A 22,462-nucleotide genomic window follows, 5' to 3' on the forward strand; every position below is an offset into this window, starting at 1 on the left:
AGGTTGCAGTGAGTTTACGCTTTACGTTCTGGAGCCCCATGCACCAAAGTGTAAGCATAATCCACGCCCATGCCATAGGCACCGCTGTGCTCACGCACTAAGTCCATTACGGCATCGTAGGTTTCTTTGCGCGACCAATCACGTTGGTATTCCAGCATAACCTGTTGCCAAGTTACGGGGACTGCACCTGCTTGTACCATACGTTCAACGGCACGCTCATGGGCATCAACAGATGTTCCCCCTGAAGTATCTGTTACAACATAAACTTCAAAACCTTCCTCTAAAGCCATCAGTGCTGGAAACGTTAGGCATACCTCAGTCCACAACGCTGAAATAATTAATTTTTTGCGCCCCGTAGCTTTCACAGCTTCAACAAAAGCCTTATCTTCCCATGAATTCATGGAGGTACGTTCAATAGGCTTAATGTCAGGGTGAACAGCTAGCAATTCTGGCCAAATATAGCCACTGAAGCTTTTGGTTTCGACCGAGGTATAAATCGTTGGAACATTGAAGATCTTACCCGCTTTAGCCAATGCAACTGTATTATTTTTCAAGGTTTGACGGTCAATATTAGCCACACCAAATGCCATTTGCGGCTGGTGGTCTATAAATATCAAAGTGGAGTTTTGAGGATCGATTAATTCACGAATTGACATAAGGCATCCTTAATTATCATTAGGTTAGAGTGTACACGCGTACTCTCTGTGAACAGGGTTCATCCTAAACGTTTCATAAGAATGGTTGATAGCTAGAATTTTCTAACAACTCATTAAGTTATTTTATGTTGAGTAAAATCTTATTTATCATTATCGAACTAATAGTATTGTTGATATTTTTCACTTTACCTATTTTAATTTCCCTAAAATCTCTTTATAAAGAGAACATAGCGCTATACATGGCAGTAACCCATTGGTAGAGTTAACGTTAATTAAGCATTCCACCCCAAAAAGAAATTTCCTAGATTTACTCCCAGTAATGCAAAACTTAATATTTACGTATGCTAGGATTATTTTTAGTAATAGTAGAAGGTCACGATGCGAGTAAATTTAGATGTTCTGCTGATTCTGGATGCGCTGGAAAAGCACGGCAGTTTTGCAGCAGCTGCAGAATCCCTCTTCAAAACCCCCGCAGCACTCAGCTATATGGTGCAAAAGCTAGAAAGTGATCTCAGCATCAAACTACTGGATCGTTCTGGGCATAGAGCCAAATTTACCGATACAGGTAAAGTCGTTCTAGAGAAAGGTAGGGTACTTCTTAGTGCCGCACGCGATCTAGAAAAACAAGCAATCCAAATTGAATCCGGATGGGAAAAAGAGCTCACTATCGCTATCGATGGGTCTTTCCCATTTCATTTGCTGCTGCCAATGATTGAAGAGTTTTATCAGCTTGGGTGTCTAACCCAGCTCAGATTCACTCATCATACTCTTTCAGGCTCATGGGAACAGTTAACGCAAAACGACGCAGATATTATTCTCGGCGCCATCAATGAACCTCCCACATCGACAGAGTTCTCTTATCGTATGCTAGGCATGCTTGAAAATGTGTTTGTCGTATCCCCCGCACATCCGCTAGCTAAAATTGATGAATCACTTGATCCGACGATGATTGGCACACATCGCGCTATTGTTATCGGCGACACAGCAAAATTCAGTACCGGTCAAACGACAAATTATTTGCAAGAGCAAGAACGAATGGTGGTTTATGATTTCAATCATAAATTGCTGGCGCTGATTTCAGGTTTAGGCTGCGGTTTTATGCCACGCCATATCGTTGAACCTTATTTAAAAAGCGGAGTGCTAATAGCCAAGCAAACGACATCTAGTCGCCAAAAAGATCTCGCGTATTTAGGATGGTGTAATACCTCAGAAGGGATCGCCTCTCGCTGGTGGCGTGAAAAAATTCTAAACAGCGAACTCATCCAGCATATGTACAGCTACGACTAAATCTCAAGTCACAGCACCTTTATTGCACATATTGCTGGCGAATAATGTCTGACATCCAGTCCATAAAAACTTGTACCCGCCTAGCCAAATTTCTGCGATGCGGATACAACAGCGATACGGGCATCGCCGGCGGTGATAACTGAGGAAGAATCGCCACTAATGTACCGGTATCCAACGCATGCCGCACACCAATAATGGGTACCTGAATGATACCCAGCCCCGCGATGCAGGCTGCAGAATAGGATTCAGTGCTGTTAACCGTTAACGCCCCTTGCATCTCCACTTGCTGCACATCCCCCTGCGCAGTAACGTACTCAAACCTATCGCTGTGCCCAACTTGAGCGTTTTGGTAGTGAACCATCTGATGAGACTGGAGATCGGTGGCGTTTTGCGGGCAGCCATACTTTTGCAAATAAGCGGGGCTCGCGCAGTTCACCATTTGCAATTGACCCAATGGACGAGCGATCAACGCGGAATCCTGCAGCGCCCCCACTCTAACCACACAGTCAAAACCTTCTTGTATGAGATCCACTCGCCGATCGCTGCTGCTGAGCTCTAATTCCAGCTCGGGGTGGGCCATCAAGAACTCAGCCAAAGACTGCTGGATGACAATTTTGGCTAACCCACTTGGCATATCAACGCGTAGGCGGCCAGAGAGAGGCGCGCTAGATGTTCGGAACAGGCTCTCCAGTTCATCAATATCGGCTAACAAACCTTTACAGCGCTCATAACAACGATGTCCATCTTGCGTAAGCGTGACTTTGCGCGTCGTGCGGTGCAGAAGCTGGGTACCAAACTGGTTTTCCAATTGCTGAATAGCCCCCGACACCGAGCCCTTAGGCAGTCCTAATCGCTCAGCCGTACGGCTAAAGCTGGACAACTCAGCTACGCTAACAAATACCTGCATGGCGCTGATTTTATCCATCATCAATTATTCTATTTAAATGAACAGTGTGGTCATTTTTAGCATGTTTATCTCGCTTAAAACAAACAATATGCTTATCGACATCGCTAACTCAGGCGACGCCTAACACGAGGGTTTTAGATATGAGCAATAAAATTGCATTGATCACCGGCGCGAGCCGTGGCTTAGGTAAAAGCATGGCGTTGCATCTAGCAGCTCAGGGAATTGATGTCATTTTCACCTACCGTACTCAGCAACAGGAAGCTGAAAATGTGGCACAGCAAATCCAGCAAGCCGGAGCTAAAAGCGCGGCTTTACCGTTAGACGTCAGCCAAATATCCACATTTGCCGATTTTCGTCAGCGTTTAGAGCAAACGCTCAAGCAACAGTGGGGACGTCATACTATCGATTTTTTGGTTAACAATGCCGGTATTGGCATCAATGCTCCTTTTGCTGAAACCAGTGAACAGCAATTCGATCAGTTGATGAACATCCAGCTTAAAGGGCCGTTCTTTCTCACCCAAACTCTGCTGCCAGTCATGATCGACGGTGGGCGTATTCTGAACATTTCTACCGGTCTCAGCCGTTTTGTTCTGCCTGGTTTTGCCGCCTATGCTGCTATGAAAGGCGCAATGGAGGTGCTTACCCGCTATCAGGCTAAAGAGCTTGGCGCTCGCGGGATTAGCGTGAATATCTTGGCACCAGGCGCGATTGAAACCGATTTTGGCGGCGGAGTGGTACGCGATAATAAAGATGTTAACGCCTTCATTGCATCACAAACGGCGCTGGGGCGTGTAGGGCTACCTGAAGATATTGGTAAAGCCGTTAGCATGCTGCTTTCTGATAATGCTCACTGGGTGAATGGACAACGTATTGAGGCATCAGGCGGTATGTTCCTATAATTTCAACGGCGTTGTGCTTTTCACCTTACTCCCCTTCCCACTCGTAGTGGGAAGGTTCTTCATATAAATACATGCTTATTGAGTTTAAATGAAAAGATAAGCCTGCTTTTAGTTCAATCCAAATAAATATCCCTGAGTTTTTCACTGAATAAAAAACGACTCAATGTTATATTTATGTTTCAAATAAAAATATGGAAGTTAAAATCTATAGATAAATACCAACGTTATAATCAGATTTTCTTTAATCACTAAAGTTTTACCTCAACCTGCCGAAAACAAAGAGCACTTCCCGCGGCAAAGCGAGTGCTATTTGCCGTATTGGCATCTCATTAAAATTTCAGGTTGTGCTATGTTCGAACGATTAAAAATATCCCAAGGCTTAATGGGGGTTTTAGCCCTATTCTGCATTATTCAGATATTCTCCGGTGTATGGAGCATTCTAGACGCCTCCGGAACCAATAATCGCCTCACACAAATCTCTTCCGGCTTTAATCAAATCATGGCGATGGATAATGCTTACGCTTCGGTGACCGAGATTCGTGAAGAAGTTCTTAAAGATGCGCTAATACTAGCCACCCAGCCACAAAGCAATGACGCCAAAAAGTCCCTTGGTGAATTACGCCAGCGCCTCACCGAAGTCGATCAAATGATGGAGAAATTCTATCAACTATCACACTCAAACCAGAGCGAAAACGAGCGTACCAAGAATGTCAAAAATTTGTATGAAAAAGCACGTGGCGATCTGTTGCAATTAATTATTAGCTTAGAAAATAGCGATATCGCACGTTTCCAATCAATTATGCATAATAGTTCTGCCATGCATTTTATGTCTGCACTTGATGATACTTCCGCCTACGTTGCTAACGATATTATTACACCTGCCGCGGACGCGGCACAGGCCAGTTATCGCCAGATGGTGCCGTTATCTCTGACATTTATTTTCGTCTTTGTTCTACTAACCGGCGCGGTTCTGGTTTGGATCAGAAAATATGTACTCAACAAAATTAATCAGGTCATTGACTATCAGGCTGAGATTGCACACGGAAATTTAGCCATTGAAATTAACGCCAGCGGAAATAACGAAATTGGGAAACTGATGCAGGGGCTCAGCCATATGCGCAATGAGCTGGCAAATACCGTTAGCGCTGTTCGTGCCGGTACTCAGAATATTTATACCGGCGTACAAGAAATTGCCGCAGGTAATAGCGATCTGTCAAGCCGCACTGAAGAACAAGCCAGTTCGCTGGAAGAGACGGCCGCTAGCATGGAGCAACTCTCTGCAACGGTGAAAAACAATGCTGAAAGCGCAAGTGCAGCGACTTCACTGGTGAAGCGAGCGTCACAAAGCGCGGTCAACGGCGGTGAAATTACCCGCAAAATGGTCGTCACCATGAGCGATATTGCTGATAGCTCACGCAAAATCGGTGATATCACCAGCGTCATCGACGGCATCGCCTTCCAAACCAATATATTGGCACTGAATGCGGCAGTTGAAGCGGCTCGCGCCGGTGAGCAAGGCCGTGGCTTCGCCGTTGTGGCAGGTGAAGTTCGTAGCTTGGCACAGCGCAGCGCCCAAGCGGCTAAAGAGATCAAAACGCTGATTGATGCATCTGTGTTGCGCGTCGGTCAGGGCAACGATCTAGTGGAAAATGTCAGCGTAGCCATGACAGAAATTGTGACCTCCATTGGCCAAGTCACCGAAACTATGCAGGAAATCTCAAGCGCTTCCGAAGAGCAGAGTCGTGGAATTGCGCAAATTGCGCAGGCGGTTAACGAAATGGATAAAGTGACCCAGCAAAACGCCGCTCTCGTTGAACAATCAGCCTCCGCAGCAAGCGCATTGGAAGATCAGGCCGATCGCCTGAATCAAACCGTTTCCCTTTTTAAACTCTCCTCGTCAGCGCCTGCGGTCGTGCGCGTTCAGCCACAGGCTACGCCTGCGCCGAAACTGAAAGCGGTCGTTGAAGATAACGGAGAGAATTGGGATAGCTTTTGAGGTGATCGCTTTTGAGGTAGTGGAATACATTGAATCTAAGGCTAAATGACGTTCAGTGTCATATTCCATACGCCTACCATGGTGCAGACGCTCGTGTTAGGTAAAAAGGCCACAGGGATGTGGCCTGCCGCGACGCTTAGCTACCGTTTCGGATAAAAGCGTGGAGGATGAAATATCACGCTAATACACCACAACGCTGCATCGTTATATCTATTTAAGGCTTAGCTTTCCTTGTGTACCACACAAAATCCGCGTTACTTTTATCAACCTTTACGCCCTCCTCCGCTAGCATCACCACCGTGAGTTCAGTCATAGGCGCAATATCTTCGACATGAAGCGGTACGCCTAACGCTCGGTTAGCATGATATCCGCCAACGATAAGCAACGCGGGCGTCGGTGCAGCAAGCAAGCTTTCAGCCATGCGGCGATCGCGCTGTTGTTGAATAGCGAGCATAGCCTTCGCCTGTTTAGGTTCTAACTTACCGCCATGGGATTCTTCAATCGTTTTAGCTATCGCTTCACGTACCGAAGGCTGGGTACTCAGCGCACCGGTCACCGCAAGTGGGTGCTCATAGAATTTTTTAATTTCGCTGCGATCGAGATTCGCTGACAGCAGTGGATATGACCCCGCTAACGCCGCGGTTGTTACGCCGGAATACAGCTCCCACGTCCAACCTTTCTGCCATGCTGTTTGTTCTGTAATCTGCTGACCGGTCAACGTTTTCCCCTGCTTTAACTGGTCTTTTACCGCATTGACCTTGTCTTGCTGGCTCGGCGTAATCATCTCCATCAAAACACTGCCCTGCGTTCGCTGGCGTGGTAAAGACTCAACCAGCCATTGTTCGATTTGATGATGTTGGAGATTGTCGTGTTTTTCCCCCACAATAACGCGCGGGCGATCGCCGAGTTTGGCTAGCAGCTGCTGCGGCGTGAGTTTCTGTCCGCTATGGAGATCAACAATATTATCCTGCGGCACTGCATGGATAGTCTGGGTGTGCTGGCCAATGCCACAGGCGCTTAATAAAAAAGCCGCCGCCAGTAGTCCAATCTTTTTCATGCCATAACCTTTGAGTCATTAAGTTTCCTGTAGTTTAAACTTAATGATAATCATTGTCATATGGCATTTACCGGCAGCGGATCAGGCTCGCTAACCGAGATCTAAACTCATCACTGAAACCCATTCACCAGAAACTTCGCGTTTTTCGATTTCCTTCCAGCCTAATCGTTGATAGAGCTTCTGCTGATCGGGCGTATAAAGGTAAAGCTGTTTAATACCTTTCTGCTGCGCCTGTGCCACACAGGCTTTGGTGAGCGCCGAACCAACGCCTTTACCGCGATGTTCTGGGGGCGTAAAAACTTCACCAAGCCAAAATCGGCGTTCGGGACGGTCATCCAATTCATGCACAATAACGCTGGCAGTGCCTAGCAATTGCCCATCTTCAACGTAGGCAACCAACGTGAACTCCTCGCTATCGACATGATTACGTTTGATAAAGCGCTGCTGAATTCCCTCCTGCGTGCTCCAGCGTGGCAAGCTTGACCATTCCCAATGCAGCAATGCGGCTATTTGTGGGATATAGGGTGAGTTATCGTCAATTTTTTCAATCAACATAGCAATTCCCTCAGCAATTGAAATGCCGTCAACTGACCGTTGGCGGCATTAGAAAACCCAACAATAACAGCTTTATAGCGGCTTCGTCTGTGCCTCAACCACGGACAGCGCTACCATATTGACGATACGGCGAACCGAAGCAATAGACGTCAGAATATGCACCGGCTTACTGACCCCCATTAACACTGGCCCGACGGTCACACCTTCCGAAGAGGAGACGCGCAACAAGTTATAGCTAATACGTGCAGCCTCCATATTTGGCATGATCAAAATGTTAGCGGCGCCTTTCAAAGGACTGTCTGGCATCACATCATTGCGGATGCTTTCCACCAATGCGGCATCACCATGCATTTCACCGTCAATCTCAAGCTCTGGCGCAGCCTCGTTGACCAATTCCAATGTACGACGCATTTTGCGCGCGGCGGGACAATCTGAAGCCCCAAAGCTGGAATGAGACAGCAGAGCCACTTTAGGCTCAATCCCGAATCGGCGTACGGTTTCAGCCGCCATCAAGGTGATCTCAGCCAACTGCTCGGCGGTTGGGTCGTCGTTCACATAGGTATCGGCGATAAAGGTGTTGCCACTTGGCAGCAGTAGCGCATTCATCGCCCCCGCAACATGTGCCCCTTCACGGAAACCGAACACGTTGTGTACCACTTCGTAATGTTCGTGGTAATTACCAATCGTACCGCAAATCATGGCATCAGCTTCACCCCGTTGCAGCATAATGGCGGCGATCAAGGTTGGATTGCCAATGACCGCACGGCGTGCCTGCTCCTGCGATACGCCACGACGTTTCATGATGTCGTAGTATTCACGCCAGTATTCGTTGAAGCGCGGATCGGATTCATTGTTCACGATCTCAAAATCTTTTCCGGCTTCAATTTGCAGCCCCAGTTTTTTCAGGCGCATTTCAATAACATCAGGCCGTCCAACCAGAATCGGCGATGCGATACCTAACGTAACCAACTCTTGCGTCGCATGCAGTACTCGCTCCTCTTCCCCCTCCGCCAGCACGACACGTTTTTTCTCTTTTTTCGCCTGTGAGAAAATCGGTTTCATGAACAGATTGGTTTTGTAAACAAACTCGGTCAGATGCTCAATGTAAGCATCAAAATCCTCGATGGGTCGCGTTGCTACGCCAGAATCCATTGCGGCTTTTGCCACCGCAGGCGCGATTTTTACAATGAGGCGAGGGTCGAACGGTTTTGGAATGATGTATTCAGGGCCAAACGAGAGATCCTGATCGCCATAAGCAGAAGCCACAACATCACTTTGCTCAGCCAGCGCCAAATCGGCGATAGCATGTACACAGGCTAATTTCATCTCTTCGTTAATGGTGGTTGCTCCCACATCAAGCGCACCACGGAAGATGAATGGGAAACACAGTACGTTATTCACCTGATTTGGGAAATCTGAGCGCCCCGTACAGATAATTGCGTCTGGGCGTACCGCTTTGGCCAACGGTGGCAGAATTTCAGGTTCAGGGTTTGCCAGCGCAAGGATCAGCGGATCGCGCGCCATGGTTTTCACCATATCTTGTGTCATTACGCCTGGACCAGAACAGCCAAGGAAAATATCCGCATTCGGGATCGCGTCCGACAGCGTACGCCAGCCATTATCTTTAATGGCGTAGGCTCGCTTGCTTTCAGCCATGTTCTCTTCACGCCCCTGATAGATAACCCCTTTGGAATCACAGGCGGTAATATTTTCACGCTTCAACCCCAGCGCCACCAGCAGGTTTAAGCAGGCAATCGCTGAAGCGCCTGCGCCTGAAACCACAAGACGCACATCGCTAATCTGTTTTTTCACTACGCGCAAACCGTTGAGTACGGCGGCGGTACAGATGATGGCTGTGCCGTGCTGATCGTCATGGAAAACGGGGATCTTCATCCGCTCGCGCAGTTTTTTCTCGATATAGAAACACTCAGGTGCTTTGATATCCTCGAGGTTAATGCCGCCAAACGTTGGTTCTAATGCCGCCACGACGTCGATCAGTTTATCTGGGTCAAGCTCATCAACCTCGATATCGAACACATCGATTCCGGCGAATTTCTTAAACAGGACGCCCTTGCCCTCCATGACAGGCTTACCCGCGAGTGCACCAATATTCCCCAAGCCAAGCACCGCGGTACCGTTAGAGATAACGGCCACTAGATTTCCACGTGCGGTGTATTTATAAGCGGCAAGCGGATCGGCGGCGATCTCCAAACAGGGAGCCGCCACGCCCGGTGAATACGCGAGCGCTAGATCACGCTGAGTAGCGAGGGGCTTGGTCGGCACAACTTGGATTTTGCCTGGAATTGGAAACTCATGAAAATCAAGCGCACTTTGTTTTAATTGTTCGTCCATCGTAGGGTCCTTTTTGCTTTATAAGAGCTAGGTTTCGCTAGACCAGTATAGTGGGCAAAACAACTTAATCTATGAAGCGTGCCATAAAGCAGAAAACAAAAAGTTTTATTTATTGCAACAATTTACTCATGGATAGGAAACGAACAGGACATATTGTGGAGGGCATTAGAAGAGTGGCTCAGCGCGTTTACGCCGAGCCAAAAGCAGGTTAACTCATCCAGCCCTGAATTTGGGCGTACTGCAATAGCATAATGGTTTTCCCATCCTTGATTTGACCATCCCTAATCATGTCAAGCGCCTGCTGGAAAGGCAGTTCTAGCACTTCGATATCTTCATCCTCAATACCGCCGCCATCTGATTTTTTCTGGCTATTGGTATAGGGAGCCACAAAGAAGTGAATAATTTCGGTCACACCGCCGGGAGACATGTAGGCTTCAAATACCTTAGTTACTTCGCCGACTTCAAAGCCGGTTTCTTCCATCGCCTCACGACGCACACAATCCTCTGGTGCATCGTTATCCAATAGACCGGCAATGGTTTCGATCAACAGGCCATCGCTGTTGCCATTGAGATAGGTCGGAATACGAAACTGACGAATAAGCACTACGCTCTTTTGTTCCATGTTGTATAACAACAGCGTAGCACCATTTCCACGGTCATAAACCTCGCGCATCTGGCGGATAGTACCGCCATTATGTCGAGTTAAATCATAGGTGTATTGACGCAGAACTGCCCAATGATCGGATAAAACTCGATTGCTGATCATTTCAATTTTCACGCAGTACAACTCCCTTACAAATGCGGGGCCCAATAGATTCGAGCGGAAGAAGCAATATAAGACGAGAACAGATAATTGGGAATGATTGCGCGTGCTAAATGAGATTTAAGTTGGGGGGGCTATGTGGGATGGATTTCCGCTACGGTTTGGAGGGCTAATCCTCTATGGGATTGCAGTGAAAGGTTTCGTTCGCCGGTCAGCACATGTGTTTCCATGACACCGCTGCCGAAGGCGACCGATGAGAGCCCCGTTGCGCGGGGGCTCTCAACTCGCGCGCTTTTGTCCGAGACGCCATTTCCGCTCCGGTTTGGTATCGTCCATCCAGGGCGCCCCAAACTCCGCCGGTACATCCCTGTACCGGCGGCTCTATCTACCAAGACTTAAACTAAAAACCTGCAAGCTTTGGGTTTATCTTTTGATTTTGACCTTTTCCGGCACGTTGTTCTTCAGCCGAATAGAGGAATATAGGCTAGGATTCGCCGACAGGACGTCGGCGAAAGAACGAAGGAGGCATGGACAAATTTGCCTGGAGCAAATTTGAACAACGCTTGCGTTGGCCCCGAAGGGGTGAGGCGCAGGGATGCGCCGAATACTCGCGATTGCCGTTCGTTCCGTTAAAGCCGGAATGACGACATTCGGGTACCTGCGAAGCAGGCTGAAGGACGGTGCCAAGCTGGGGTGTCGGGAGGCAGCGATTAGCCCCCCGACTCGGACGCCTGCACGGAGTGCATGTCGATTTCGGAATACTAGGCGTACGAAACTTTAACTGTAACTGTTCTCATGTAGATTTCTGAGCTTAAGACGTACGAAACCTTACACAGCAACAACATCAGCCCTAAGCCCCCTAAAACCCATTCTTAATCCCTTTCATATCAGGCAGCTTATGCGCTATCCCTTTATGACAGTCGATACAGGTTTTACCGTCCTGAATGGCTTGATCGTGCATTTTCCCTGCGACGGTTTTCTGTGCAGTAAAGTCCATGTATTCGAAGTTATGACAGTTACGACACTCCTGCGAGTCATTGGCTTTCATACGCGCCCATTCGTTTTCAGCCATCACCAGACGGTGTGCTTCAAATTTCTGTGGCGTATCAATCAGGCCAAAAGCCTTAGCATACAGCTCTTTACTCGCCTTGATTTTACGCACTATCTTCGGCACCCACTCATGGGGAACATGGCAATCCGGACAAGTTGCACGCACACCACTGCGGTTAGTGTAGTGAACGGTATCCATATACTCCTGATACACGTTGTCGCGCATTTCATGGCAGCTAATACAGAATTTCTCTGTGTTGGCCATTTCCATCCCAGTATTGAAGCCACCCCAGAAAATAATCCCCGCCACAAATCCCAACAACAGTAGCGTTCCCAGAGCCAAACGGCTTGGACGACGCCACCACTGCCATACTCGGCGAATAATGCCTGGTTTTTTCTGTTCGGTTGGCTTGTTGTCTACTTCTTTATTATCCAGCATAGCGGCTCCTGTTACTGCCCAAAGCCCGGTGCGGCCTGGAAGCTATTCCCCACGATAGGTGGTGCATCACTTTGTGGTACGTGGCATTGCAGGCAGAAATAGCGACGTGGGGCCACCTCACCCAACACTTTTCCATTAGCATCCATAAAGTGAGTTGGGCTAATTCTCGGTGCCCCCGTAGTTCGGTAATGCTCAACGCCGTGACATTGCAGGCAGCGATTGGTGTTTTTACTGATCTGATAGCCATCAACGCTGTGCGGGATCATGGGTGGCTGATTAACATAGTTCAGCGCCATACGCTCTTGCTGCTTAGGCATTTTAATCTGCCCTTCTGCAGTGCCAGAGACTTCCGGTGACTGGCTCAAATCGACGTCGCTAGCCGCGTATACTGCGCCCGCTACAGACAGTGACAGCACTACTGCCTGTAACATTGCCCAAAGCGAAGCGTGCTTTTTCAGGACATTGCTTTTCATTCTTTAGCTCCCGAACGATGAAATCGGTTCTTAAATTCGAATACGTGCTCTGCACACACATCCATGCAACGCCCGCAGCTGATGCAATCTTTGCTCAGTACCAGCGGGCTATGATCGTTATTTAATACAGGTTCTCGCAGAACCTGAGACTCCGGACAAACGTGAAAACAGTCCATGCAGCGGGTGCATTTTTCTCGATGTTCTGCGCTCACGCGCACCATCGCTTTCGCGCCGATAACGCCATACAGAGCGCCCATCGGGCAAATATGCCCACACCATCCATGCTCTGTCACCAGCAGGTCAAACAGGAAAACAGCCAAGATTAGCCATAGACCACCCACGGCACCAAAAATCAGGCTGCGCCCCAGCAATGCCACAGGATTCAACCATTCCCACAGCAAAGTTCCGCTTACGGCGCTACCCGCCAATACCGCCAGCAAAATGCCATAACGCAGACCGCGCGGCAGCGATGCCGATTGGCGGATGTTTAGCTTGCGCCGCATCCACGCGGCTAAATCGGTCACCGGATTCAGCGGACAAACCCATGCGCAGAACGCCCGGCTGGCAATCAAAGCATAAATAGCCACGATAACCAGTGCTCCCGCTAAAGCAGTGAGTGCAGGCCAATGACCAGCAAACAAGCTTTCCAGCATCATCAATGGATCCGTTAAAGGAACGGTATCCAGCAGCAAACTGCCGCTGTAGTTTCCTTTTAAAATCCAGACACCAAACCACGGCCCTGATAAAAACATCATCAGAATCGCCAATTGGCTTAAACGACGCAGAAGCAACCAACGGTGACTTCGGATGAATCCGTGACGCTGACGAGCGTCACGTCCAGCCTGACTGGCGCTGTTAGCCATTATTCACCTCCCTGCGGCATACGCGAAGGTAGCTGAGTGCCGGACGGAACTAATGAGTGTCCGGCCTTCTCCTTCTCTTCCCATCCCAAGCGGTAATGACGTCCTAGCTCTCCGCGTGCGATAGAGAGCGGCAGCACTTTAATTGCCGCTTCGTCTAACACGCAGGCCTGTTCGCATTTCCCACAGCCGGTGCAGGCATCGCTGTGAACCGTCGGCAAGAACTTCGCATGCACGCCGGTTCTTTCGTTTCGATGCAGTTCTAGCGTGATAGCCTTATCAATGGAGGGACAAACGCGGTAACACACATCACAGCGTAATCCCTGCCAATTTAGGCAATTCTCATGATCCAGTAGTACCGCAAGCCCCATCCGCGCATCATCGATATCGGTCAGATGAGGGTCAAGAGCACCACTCGGACAGGCCACCACACAAGGGATGTCTTCGCACATCTCACAGGGGGTTTGTCTGGCAACGAAATAAGGCGTTCCCGCTGAAGAGGGCGACAGCAGCGTCGCCAGCTTCAACGTGTCGTAAGGACAAGCCTGAACGCACTGCCCGCAGCGAATGCAGGCGCGCTCAAACTCACCGTCCGGCAAAGCGCCCGGCGGGCGTAAAGCCAAACCATCGCGAGCCTGTGATTGCTTTTGTTGCAATCCCAATACCAGCGCTAGTCCAGCCAGCCCTCCGGCACTGCGCACCGCGTCGCGTAAGAAACGACGGCGTGCAGGCCTTTTATCTCGTTGTTGAGTCATCAGGTAACGCTCCTTGCCTATTTAGGCAGTCACCTTTTCAACTTTTACCGCACATTTTTTGAAGTCGGTTTCCTTCGACAGCGGATCGGTCGCATCCAGCGTCAGGTTATTCACCAACTGCGCGGCGTCAAAGAACGGCATGTAAACCAATCCTTGCGGCACGCGGTTACGCCCACGGGTTTCAACGATAGAAACCAGCTCACCACGGCGTGAACTGACTTTCACTTTATCGCCACGGCGTAAACCACGCTGCTTGGCATCCAGCGGATGGATAAACAACACGGCCTCAGGGAATGCGCGGTGCAGTTCGGGAACTCGACGCGTCATAGAACCCGTGTGCCAGTGTTCCAACACACGACCGGTCGACAGCCATAGGTCAAATTCTTTATCCGGTACTTCCGCCGCAGGCTCAAATGGCAAAGCAAAAATCACCGCTTTACCGTCTGGCTTACCGTAGAAACGCACGCTTTCACCCACTTTTACGAACGGGTCAAAGCCTTCACGGTAGCGCCACAGCGTTTCTTTGCCATTAACCACCGGCCAGCGGATACCTCGCGCCTTATGATATTCATCGAACGGAGCCAGATCGTGACCGTGACCACGACCAAACGAGGCGTATTCTTCAAACAGACCTTTCTGCACATAGAAACCAAAATCGCGGGATTCATCGTTCAGTTGATCGGCAGGGATCTCTTCAAGCTTGAATTTATTCACGTTGCCGTTGGCATACAGCACGTCGAATAGCGTTTTACCTTTTAATTCAGGTTTGCTATTGATCAGCTCAGCAGGCCACACGTCTTCTACGGTGAAGCGCTTGGAGAATTCCATCAGCTGCCACAGATCGGATTTCGCCTCGCCCGGCGCTTTTACCTGCTGATGCCAGAACTGGGTACGACGCTCAGCATTGCCGTAGGCTCCCTCTTTTTCCACCCACATCGCGGTTGGCAAAATCAGGTCAGCGGCCAAGGCGCTCACGGTTGGATAAGGGTCGGAGACCACGATGAAGTTACGTGGATCGCGCCAGCCTGGCATACGGTCAGCGTTGATATTCGGCCCAGCCTGCATGTTGTTGTTACACATCACCCAGTAGGCATTCAACGTGCCATCTTTTAGCGCGCGATCCTGTGCGACGGCATGCAGCCCCACTTTCTCAGGGATGGTACCCGCAGGCAGTTTCCATGTGTTTTCAGCGATCTGGCGGTGTTTTTCGTTGGTAACCACCATGTCGGCAGGTAAACGATGAGAGAACGTCCCCACTTCGCGTGCTGTACCACAGGCTGAAGGTTGGCCGGTCAATGAGAACGGACCACACCCCGGCTTAGAAATTTTGCCCGTCAGCAGGTGAATGTTGTAGCAAAGGTTGTTCGCCCATACGCCACGCGTATGTTGGTTGAATCCCATCGTCCAGTAAGAAACCACTTTGATATTTGGATCGGCATACAGCTTCGCCAGTGATTCCAACGAATCTTTTGGCACGCCGGTCATTTCTGCGGTTTTTTCCAGCGTGTATTCGGATACAAACGCTTTGTAATCTTCAAAGCTCATTGGCTCTGATGCATCGCTGCCAGGGTTCTTAGCGGCTTTTTCCAATGGATCGGTTGGACGTAAACCGTAACCGATATCCGTTGCCCCTTTGCGAATATTAACGTGCTGCTTCATGAACTCCTGATCGACAGCATTATTTTGAATAATGTAGTTCGCAATGTAGTTCAGGATCACGAGATCGGATTGAGGCGTGAAAATTATCGGGTTGTCGGCCAGCTCAAAGCTACGGTGCTCAAAGGTGGATAGCACGGCCACTTTCACGTTCTGATCAGTCAAACGGCGGTTAGTAATACGCGACCATAGGATGGGATGCATTTCCGCCATGTTGGAGCCCCACAACACGAAAGCATCAGCCTGTTCGATGTCGTCATAGCAACCCATTGGCTCATCCATGCCAAAAGTACGCATGAAGCCCACCACCGCGGACGCCATACAATGGCGCGCGTTAGGATCGATATTGTTAGAGCGGAAACCAGCCTTGAACAATTTAGACGCCGCGTAGCCTTCCCAAACCGTCCACTGGCCTGAGCCAAACATCCCCACTGACGTTGGGCCTTTTTCTTTCAGAGAGGTTTTGAATTTCTCTTCCATCACATCGAATGCCTGATCCCAGGTCACCGGCGTGAATTCGCCTTCTTTATTGTACTGACCATTCTTCATACGCAGCAGCGGCTGAGTCAGACGGTCTTTTCCGTACATGATTTTTGGCAGGAAATAACCTTTAATACAGTTTAGGCCACGGTTAACTGGCGCATCAGGATCGCCCTGAGAAGCCACGATACGACCATTCTGCGTACCTACCAACACCCCACAACCGGTACCGCAAAAGCGGCACGGTGCTTTATCCCACTTAATTTCATCAGCCCCACCGACGACCGCTTTCGCGACGGTCGGAATGGTCAGCCCCGCAGCCGCTGCTGCAGCGGCGACGGCGTTGGCTTTCATGAAGTCTCGACGACTGAGTTTCATGGCGTATCCTCACCTTGCTCATCCTGCTGGTGATAAACCAGCGACACCGCCAGCACACCTGCCACATTGCGCGCTGACTCAATTCTGTCTAGCAATGCGTTTGAATCTTCGCTTTGCATGACAACCACTAACTTGCCTTTTTCTTGTTCTATCGCTGCCACTTCAGTTTCCGGCATGGCGGCCAGAGCGTCTGCGACGGCGGGTACGGCTTCCGGCTTAGCCTGAACGACTAATCCACATACGTGCCACATCTCATTGCTCATACTTCATTCCTTTCAGCAGTATCATCTTGCACAGAAGACGCCGCTGGCATAACTCGAATGGCATCCACCGGACAGCCACGAACACATTCGCCACAGCCGGTACATGTATCTAAATCAATAATCGGTTTCGCAATTCCACTTAAATGTGGAGCAAATCGGATGGCATAAGGCTCACAGGCATCCTGACAACTGCGGCATTCAATCCCTTTTTGCGTGAGACAGTTCCCCTGAATTTCGGCTCGGATCGTCCAAGGCTGTTCACGATGTAATTCAAACAGCGGCAGCTCGCAGGCCTCGGCGCAGCGACGGCAGAAGGTACACTCTGCGCGATGGAAATCGATGGCGGGAAAACCACCGTCACCGGCGATTAATACGCCAGTTTCACACTGTTCAATACAGGAGTGGCAACGAGTGCAGCCCGCAATAAAAGCAGGCTCAGCAATCGTCCAAGGTGGACGCTGTGCGCTAGCGGGTTTACGCCAACGAGCACTGAGTAGATTGCGCCGAGAAAGCGTAGTCATTTAATACTCCAGTGACATTGCTCATCTGTCCTGATGAAAAGCACAGTGGCTAATAAAAATGAAAAATACGTCCAGTCAATTTATTTTGGTTTTAACTTGTTGTTAGTAATAGTTCTTATTTACTTAATAACCAGAAGTATAGGTTTTTTCTAAGCATAAAGTATGCGGATTAGAGGATGAGTTATAATCCCCCTTTATAGGTAATTGTGGGTAGGGATTGCGCGAGATCAAACCTTTTGTTGGGTTTTCACGCACTGTATAGAGGTTATTCGTTCATTTCGTTATTAATTGTTTTATATAACGATTATTTGAATTCATTTTTATGCCTGAGTATCGCGGTACAAATAGCGACATTATGAAGCCCCTTTGCCGCCCAATATGCTCAGCTCATCCTCTTGTCTCGTGGTCATACAAAATAGGTAAATTGACTTGCTCGTAAAACGTTCAGTGACTAGCACAATAGCGAAAACATTAGCGGCTATTGTTATTCTTTCGGTGCTGTCGACGGGCATTGCTCTCGTCACTGTAGCCAGCAGCCTGAGCGACGCTGAAGCCGTGAATATTGCGGGTTCGCTGCGTATGCAAAGTTATCGGCTTGCCTATGATTTGACAAATCAACCGCAGGATGTTGATTTGCATCTCAAAGAATATGAGCAATCAATGCAGGCACCGGCGCTCAAAAAGCTTGATCGATTTTATGTTCCCGCTTCTGTGCGCAGTGAATACCACCATTTGCTCTCCACCTGGCATGTGTTAGATCAGCAACTTAAAGCCGGAGATACCACCAAATATCTTTCCGATGTCGCGCGTTACGTTAGCCAAATCGATCACTTCGTATTGGTGCTACAGCACTATTCTGAGCAGAAAATGCAGCAGGTTGTCGCTATCAGTCTGTTAGGTGTTTTCGCCATCATTGGGCTGGTTTGGTTTGCAATCCATACCACCCGCCGCGAAGTTGTCGCCCCGCTCAATAAATTGGTGAATGCCAGTCAACGGATGCAAAGCGGGTATTTTTCACCGATGCAGTTAGATGTCAATCTCCCGAATGAAATCGGTGTGTTATCAAAAACGTTCATTCGGATGTCGAGCGAGCTCGAAAAGCTGTATCGCTCGCTAGAAGATAAGGTGCAAGAGAAGACCGAAAGTCTTATGCAAGCCAATAAGTCTCTCGGCGTCCTGTTTGATTGCTCTCAGGCGCTAACCGTCAGTGAAATTACCCAGCCAAGTTTTGAAAAGGTGCTAAACATTGTTCGCACCAGCGAAGCACTAAGTTATCTAGAGCTAGAAGTTCACGACAGCGGCAACGGGCGTTGGTTGCTACACAGCGGCCAGTTGGAGGATTCTAAGCCAACCTCGTCCATAGCATTGATGTTAGACGGACATAGACTCGGTGAACTGCGGTGGCCAAAAGGGCAGCATGCACAACAGCAGCTAATGCAAAACGTTGCTAACATGCTGAGCCGCGGGATCTATTTTAATCGCGCTCAAAAGCAGCAGGTGCAGCTGTTATTGATGGAAGAGCGCGCGACTATTGCCCGCGAACTGCACGACTCTCTGGCACAGGCGCTTTCTTTCCTACGCATACAGATAACCCTACTTAAACGCTCCATTCCTACTGAAAATACGCAGGCTCAGGGAATTATTCGAGATTTCGATCAGGCGCTATCTGACGCATACCGCCAACTGCGTGAATTGCTGGCCACTTTTCGCTTAACTATCCAAGAAGCTGATTTACGAGAAGCCTTACATCAGCTACTGGCACCATTAAAATTGCAAACTGAGTCCATTATTACGTTAAACTGTGCCCTTTCCTCGCAGTCGCTCAACGCACAGCAGCAGGTTCACGTCTTGCAAATTGTACGTGAGGCCGTGCTTAACGCTATCAAACACGCTCAGGCAAAGCATATCGAAATACGCTGCCATTACGGCCCTAAGGGCGAAAGTGTGATTAGCATTCAAGATGATGGAGTTGGCATCGCAAGCCTCGAAGAACCTGATGGACATTATGGTCTGACGATTATGGCAGAGCGAGCGACACGACTGGGCGGCGAATTGATGATTCGCGCTCGGGAACCTGCAGGAACTGAAGTCTCATTAGTTTTTCAGCATTGATTACCTGCATTAACTATTGTTCAATTAAAATACAACGATAATAGGCTACGAAGAGATCGTCCCCTATTGTTTTGGAGCCTTCTATGGAAACAGAAAATTACGCAGTGATGATCGTGGACGATCACCCTTTGATGCGCCGCGGCATTCGTCAATTGCTCGAACTAGATCCTACTTTTGACGTCGTCGCAGAAGCTAGCAGCGGAAGTGAAGCCATCGCACTTGCTAGCCGCGCGCAACCCGATTTGATCCTATTAGATTTAAACATGAAGGGACTCTCTGGTCTGGACACGCTGAAAGCACTGCGTAATGAAGGTGTGGATGCCCGCATCATTATTCTGACTGTTTCGGACTCACGCAGCGATGTCTATGCTTTGGTTGATGCAGGTGCCGACGGCTATTTATTAAAAGATAGTGAACCAGAAATTCTGCTTTCTCAGATCCATCAAGCGGCAAGCGGCAAAAATGTCTTTAGTGATACCATCAGCGAATACCTGTCTTCACGCACTGAACTCACCGATCCTTTTGCCGATCTGACGGAACGTGAATTAGACGTATTGCAGGAAGTCGCCCGCGGGCTTTCGAATAAACAGATCGCTTCACAGCTCCACATCTCCGAAGAAACCGTGAAAGTTCATATCCGTAATCTACTGCGTAAATTGGACGTCCGATCACGCGTTGCCGCAACGGTGCTCTATCTGGAGAATAAAAACCAGTAACACACTCGATAAGCGATGGCGATAGGCCGTCGCTCTCCCATCGTCCATCGATGGATTAACGGTCTAGATTGCCGCTAACAATTGCTGAGCATGATCGGAAATCCATTTGTCATTGAGCGGCCCCCAACTTTTCAAACGGTAGTAACCATCGTTGTTACGCACACCTTCTTGAACAAAGTCCAATTCTATCCCCATCCCAGGTAATGCTTTAAGCACATCCTGTAAGGTTCTGCGTGGCCAACCGGTGACCTGCATTAGATGAGGTACATTAGGCTTTTCTATGTGGCTCAATAGCCAGCACAGATACAGTCGTCGTGCAAATACGGGGTTGAAATCCATTTATTCTCCTACTCATCACGTAGCAATCGCGCTGTGACTCAAAAATAACTTATGACTCTCGTATTGTAGATAGTTTAGTCAGAAAGGGAAGGCGTAGAGGGCATGAACAGAAAGCTTGGAGAACGCATTATGAATGAGGGCATAACGCTGAATTCAATCTTGACTAAGACTAACACTTCTATTTTATTTACATTTTTATTTATTAAAACTTAAAATTAAAAATAAGAAAAACAAAAAAGATCCATTGAATTAATGTATACCGTAAATGCATTATTTAATTTGATCGTTAAACAGCGTAACTCCCCTCCTGATTGGAAAATAAATCAACTCAATATATTCACACTACAACAAACACTAACAGTAATGGAATGAAAGTCATTTAAACATATTAATTTGCAATAAGTTTCACCATGAAAACATCAAAATACACTTCAGAGTAAAGAAATAAATGTATATACTCTGCGAAATATATGAAAGAATGAGTTTTCAAGAAACATAAGTCATACTTATTAATTTCGCCAAATAAAATTATTACGGAGAATAATATAGTGAAAAGGAACGTGTTTATTGCCATGACCATACTCTCTTCTGCAACGGTATTTGCTGCAGAAGACAATGCAGGTAAGATTCATTTCACAGGAGAAATTATTGAACCTAGCTGTGTCATTATTGGTGACGGCGGAACAAACGAATATAAAATTCCTCTAGGTACTTATCCCACATCATTTTTTAGTTCAATCGGGACAGAGTCAGATCTCGTCCCTGTAGGCATTATCCTAGAAGATTGCCCATTAAGAAGCGATGGGCTACCTAACATTCAATTAACCTTCACAGGCCCCTTTGCACTCACCAACTCGAATACCTTACTCGACGTCAGCAAGATCACAACCAGTGGTGCAACAGCAGCGACGGGAGTGGGTATTGCCCTAAGTCCAAGTAGCTTAGATACAACGTTTATCAAAGTCGATGGGTCAGAAGGACAGCTTGTTCTTGGTCTACCAGCAATGCCTACAGATAGAGTTAATGCAACCTTTAACGCTCGTTATAAATCATTTGCATCAACCGTAACCGCAGGCCCCGCTGATGCAGATTTAACCATTAACATTGTTTATCATTAAATTCTTAGCTATTCGCTGAACGTGTTATTAGTGATTCATCTAATAACACGTTCAGCATGATTTCGCCCTACAGCTTAGATATAACACTAGGCTTGCTGTGATATAAAAAATTGATATGTATTTATTAAAGATCACTAATATGCGAATTCTTATACCGACCGTTTTTTCTATATTATGCATTCTATCTGGTTTCAGTCATGCGGCTGGTGTTCAGATAGGGCGAACACGTATTATTTATGACGCCAGTAAGAAGGAGGTAGCGCTACCACTGATAAATAAAGAAAAGGATCTTCCTTGGCTCATTCAATCTTGGATTGATACTGGCGACGGAAAAACTCGCGGGCCATTCATCATTACCCCGCCACTTTTCCGGCTTGATCCACAAAAAGAACAAAATCTGCGTATTACATGGTCAGGCAAGACGCTACCTACCGATCGTGAGTCTTTATTTTATATGAATATACGTACGATCCCTGCAATGGCAAAAGATGATGATAAAAACGTTTTACGCCTCATCTATAAAACTCGATTGAAATTATTTTGGCGCCCAAAAGGATTGCATGATACGCCCATTGACACCTGCAAAAACCTGCGGTTTATCCGACGCGATAATCAGTTGCTGATTACGAATGATGGCGACTATTACAGCGTTTTTGATAGCTTAAAAGTAGGCGGGAAATTGATGGAAAATATTGAAATGGTTGCCCCAAAATCAACCACACAATCTCAACTATCCGATACAGCCAAAGGTTCAAACGTGATCTGGCGTTGCATTAGTGATTATGGCAACGCAACCAATGAATTTACAACGAATTTAACCCAGGGATAAT

Annotated in this window: 21 protein-coding genes; 7 read left to right on the forward strand and 14 right to left on the reverse strand. The window is 48.1% G+C overall.

Annotated elements, in window-relative coordinates; all coding sequences use genetic code 11:
• Positions 1-14: 14 nt before the first annotated feature.
• Positions 15-656: a hydrolase gene (locus K9N75_RS14975; RefSeq protein ID WP_008814112.1), complete on the reverse strand. Its 642-nt coding sequence runs from the start codon at positions 654-656 to the stop codon at positions 15-17.
• A 378-nt stretch (positions 657-1,034) separates the two neighbouring features.
• On the opposite strand from K9N75_RS14975, the gene K9N75_RS14980 reads away from it, so the two are divergent.
• The gene (locus K9N75_RS14980; protein ID WP_061059775.1) at positions 1,035-1,943 is read left to right on the forward strand and encodes a LysR family transcriptional regulator; all 909 of its coding nucleotides are present in this window, start codon (positions 1,035-1,037) and stop codon (positions 1,941-1,943) included.
• A gap of 19 nt (positions 1,944-1,962) precedes the next feature.
• Here K9N75_RS14980 and K9N75_RS14985 read toward each other — a convergent pair whose 3' ends face one another.
• Positions 1,963-2,868 (reverse strand): LysR family transcriptional regulator, encoded by a 906-nt coding sequence (locus K9N75_RS14985; protein WP_224452619.1) that lies wholly within the window; start codon positions 2,866-2,868, stop codon positions 1,963-1,965.
• Positions 2,869-2,990: 122 nt separating this feature from the next.
• On the opposite strand from K9N75_RS14985, the gene K9N75_RS14990 reads away from it, so the two are divergent.
• Together K9N75_RS14990 and K9N75_RS14995 are read left to right on the forward strand one after the other, a co-directional pair.
• Positions 2,991-3,749 (forward strand): SDR family NAD(P)-dependent oxidoreductase, encoded by a 759-nt coding sequence (locus tag K9N75_RS14990; RefSeq protein WP_008814115.1) that lies wholly within the window; start codon positions 2,991-2,993, stop codon positions 3,747-3,749.
• 349 nt (positions 3,750-4,098) lie between these two features.
• A complete protein-coding gene (locus tag K9N75_RS14995) occupies positions 4,099-5,745 on the forward strand; it encodes a methyl-accepting chemotaxis protein (RefSeq protein WP_130995907.1) in 1,647 nt (548 codons plus the stop codon).
• 214 nt (positions 5,746-5,959) lie between these two features.
• On the opposite strand, the gene K9N75_RS15000 is transcribed toward K9N75_RS14995, so the two are convergent.
• From K9N75_RS15000 to napF, 11 genes are all read right to left on the reverse strand, one after another.
• Positions 5,960-6,802 (reverse strand): ChaN family lipoprotein, encoded by an 843-nt coding sequence (locus K9N75_RS15000; protein ID WP_008814117.1) that lies wholly within the window; start codon positions 6,800-6,802, stop codon positions 5,960-5,962.
• Between the two features lie 90 nt (positions 6,803-6,892).
• Positions 6,893-7,357 carry a GNAT family N-acetyltransferase gene (locus K9N75_RS15005; RefSeq protein ID WP_008814118.1) on the reverse strand — a complete coding sequence of 155 codons (465 nt, stop codon included), beginning with the start codon at positions 7,355-7,357 and terminating at the stop codon, positions 6,893-6,895.
• 72 nt (positions 7,358-7,429) lie between these two features.
• Entirely contained in the window at positions 7,430-9,709 is a 2,280-nt protein-coding gene (maeB, locus tag K9N75_RS15010) for an NADP-dependent oxaloacetate-decarboxylating malate dehydrogenase (RefSeq protein ID WP_008814119.1), read from the reverse strand.
• A gap of 208 nt (positions 9,710-9,917) precedes the next feature.
• On the reverse strand, positions 9,918-10,475 hold the full coding sequence (nudK, locus tag K9N75_RS15015) for a GDP-mannose pyrophosphatase NudK (protein ID WP_224452620.1): 558 nt from the start codon (positions 10,473-10,475) through the stop codon (positions 9,918-9,920).
• An 856-nt stretch (positions 10,476-11,331) separates the two neighbouring features.
• Entirely contained in the window at positions 11,332-11,961 is a 630-nt protein-coding gene (gene napC / locus K9N75_RS15020; protein WP_004092041.1) for a cytochrome c-type protein NapC, read from the reverse strand.
• A gap of 11 nt (positions 11,962-11,972) precedes the next feature.
• Positions 11,973-12,392, reverse strand: coding sequence for a nitrate reductase cytochrome c-type subunit (gene napB, locus K9N75_RS15025; RefSeq protein ID WP_230599750.1), 420 nt, complete (start codon positions 12,390-12,392; stop codon positions 11,973-11,975).
• A 38-nt stretch (positions 12,393-12,430) separates the two neighbouring features.
• Positions 12,431-13,297, reverse strand: coding sequence for a quinol dehydrogenase ferredoxin subunit NapH (gene napH, locus K9N75_RS15030; RefSeq protein WP_039188212.1), 867 nt, complete (start codon positions 13,295-13,297; stop codon positions 12,431-12,433).
• Complete coding sequence (gene napG / locus K9N75_RS15035; protein WP_008814123.1) at positions 13,297-14,049, reverse strand: ferredoxin-type protein NapG; 753 nt, start codon at positions 14,047-14,049, stop codon at positions 13,297-13,299. Before napG ends, napH begins: the two co-directional genes overlap by 1 nt.
• Before the next feature lie 21 nt (positions 14,050-14,070).
• A complete protein-coding gene (gene napA, locus K9N75_RS15040; protein WP_008814124.1) occupies positions 14,071-16,563 on the reverse strand; it encodes a nitrate reductase catalytic subunit NapA in 2,493 nt (830 codons plus the stop codon).
• On the reverse strand, positions 16,560-16,826 hold the full coding sequence (napD, locus tag K9N75_RS15045) for a chaperone NapD (protein WP_004092032.1): 267 nt from the start codon (positions 16,824-16,826) through the stop codon (positions 16,560-16,562). Before napD ends, napA begins: the two co-directional genes overlap by 4 nt.
• Positions 16,823-17,347: a ferredoxin-type protein NapF gene (gene napF, locus K9N75_RS15050; protein ID WP_008814125.1), complete on the reverse strand. Its 525-nt coding sequence runs from the start codon at positions 17,345-17,347 to the stop codon at positions 16,823-16,825. The genes napD and napF overlap by 4 nt, the downstream gene beginning before the upstream one ends.
• A 429-nt stretch (positions 17,348-17,776) precedes the next feature.
• On the opposite strand from napF, the gene narQ reads away from it, so the two are divergent.
• Both narQ and narP read left to right on the forward strand, forming a co-directional pair.
• A complete protein-coding gene (gene narQ, locus K9N75_RS15055) occupies positions 17,777-19,459 on the forward strand; it encodes a nitrate/nitrite two-component system sensor histidine kinase NarQ (RefSeq protein WP_008814126.1) in 1,683 nt (560 codons plus the stop codon).
• 83 nt (positions 19,460-19,542) lie between these two features.
• A complete protein-coding gene (gene narP / locus K9N75_RS15060; RefSeq protein ID WP_008814127.1) occupies positions 19,543-20,175 on the forward strand; it encodes a nitrate/nitrite response regulator protein NarP in 633 nt (210 codons plus the stop codon).
• A 63-nt stretch (positions 20,176-20,238) separates the two neighbouring features.
• On the opposite strand, the gene K9N75_RS15065 is transcribed toward narP, so the two are convergent.
• Entirely contained in the window at positions 20,239-20,514 is a 276-nt protein-coding gene (locus tag K9N75_RS15065; RefSeq protein ID WP_008814128.1) for a winged helix-turn-helix domain-containing protein, read from the reverse strand.
• Between the two features lie 548 nt (positions 20,515-21,062).
• On the opposite strand from K9N75_RS15065, the gene K9N75_RS15070 reads away from it, so the two are divergent.
• Together K9N75_RS15070 and K9N75_RS15075 are read left to right on the forward strand one after the other, a co-directional pair.
• Positions 21,063-21,632, forward strand: a complete 570-nt coding sequence (locus K9N75_RS15070; protein WP_166713372.1) for a fimbrial protein — start codon at positions 21,063-21,065, stop codon at positions 21,630-21,632.
• 139 nt (positions 21,633-21,771) lie between these two features.
• On the forward strand, positions 21,772-22,461 hold the full coding sequence (locus tag K9N75_RS15075; protein ID WP_224451789.1) for a fimbrial biogenesis chaperone: 690 nt from the start codon (positions 21,772-21,774) through the stop codon (positions 22,459-22,461).
• The last annotated feature ends 1 nt before the right edge of the window (position 22,462 follow it).

It is taken from the genome of Hafnia paralvei, from assembly GCF_020150375.1.
GTDB classification, from domain to species: domain Bacteria; phylum Pseudomonadota; class Gammaproteobacteria; order Enterobacterales; family Enterobacteriaceae; genus Hafnia; species Hafnia paralvei.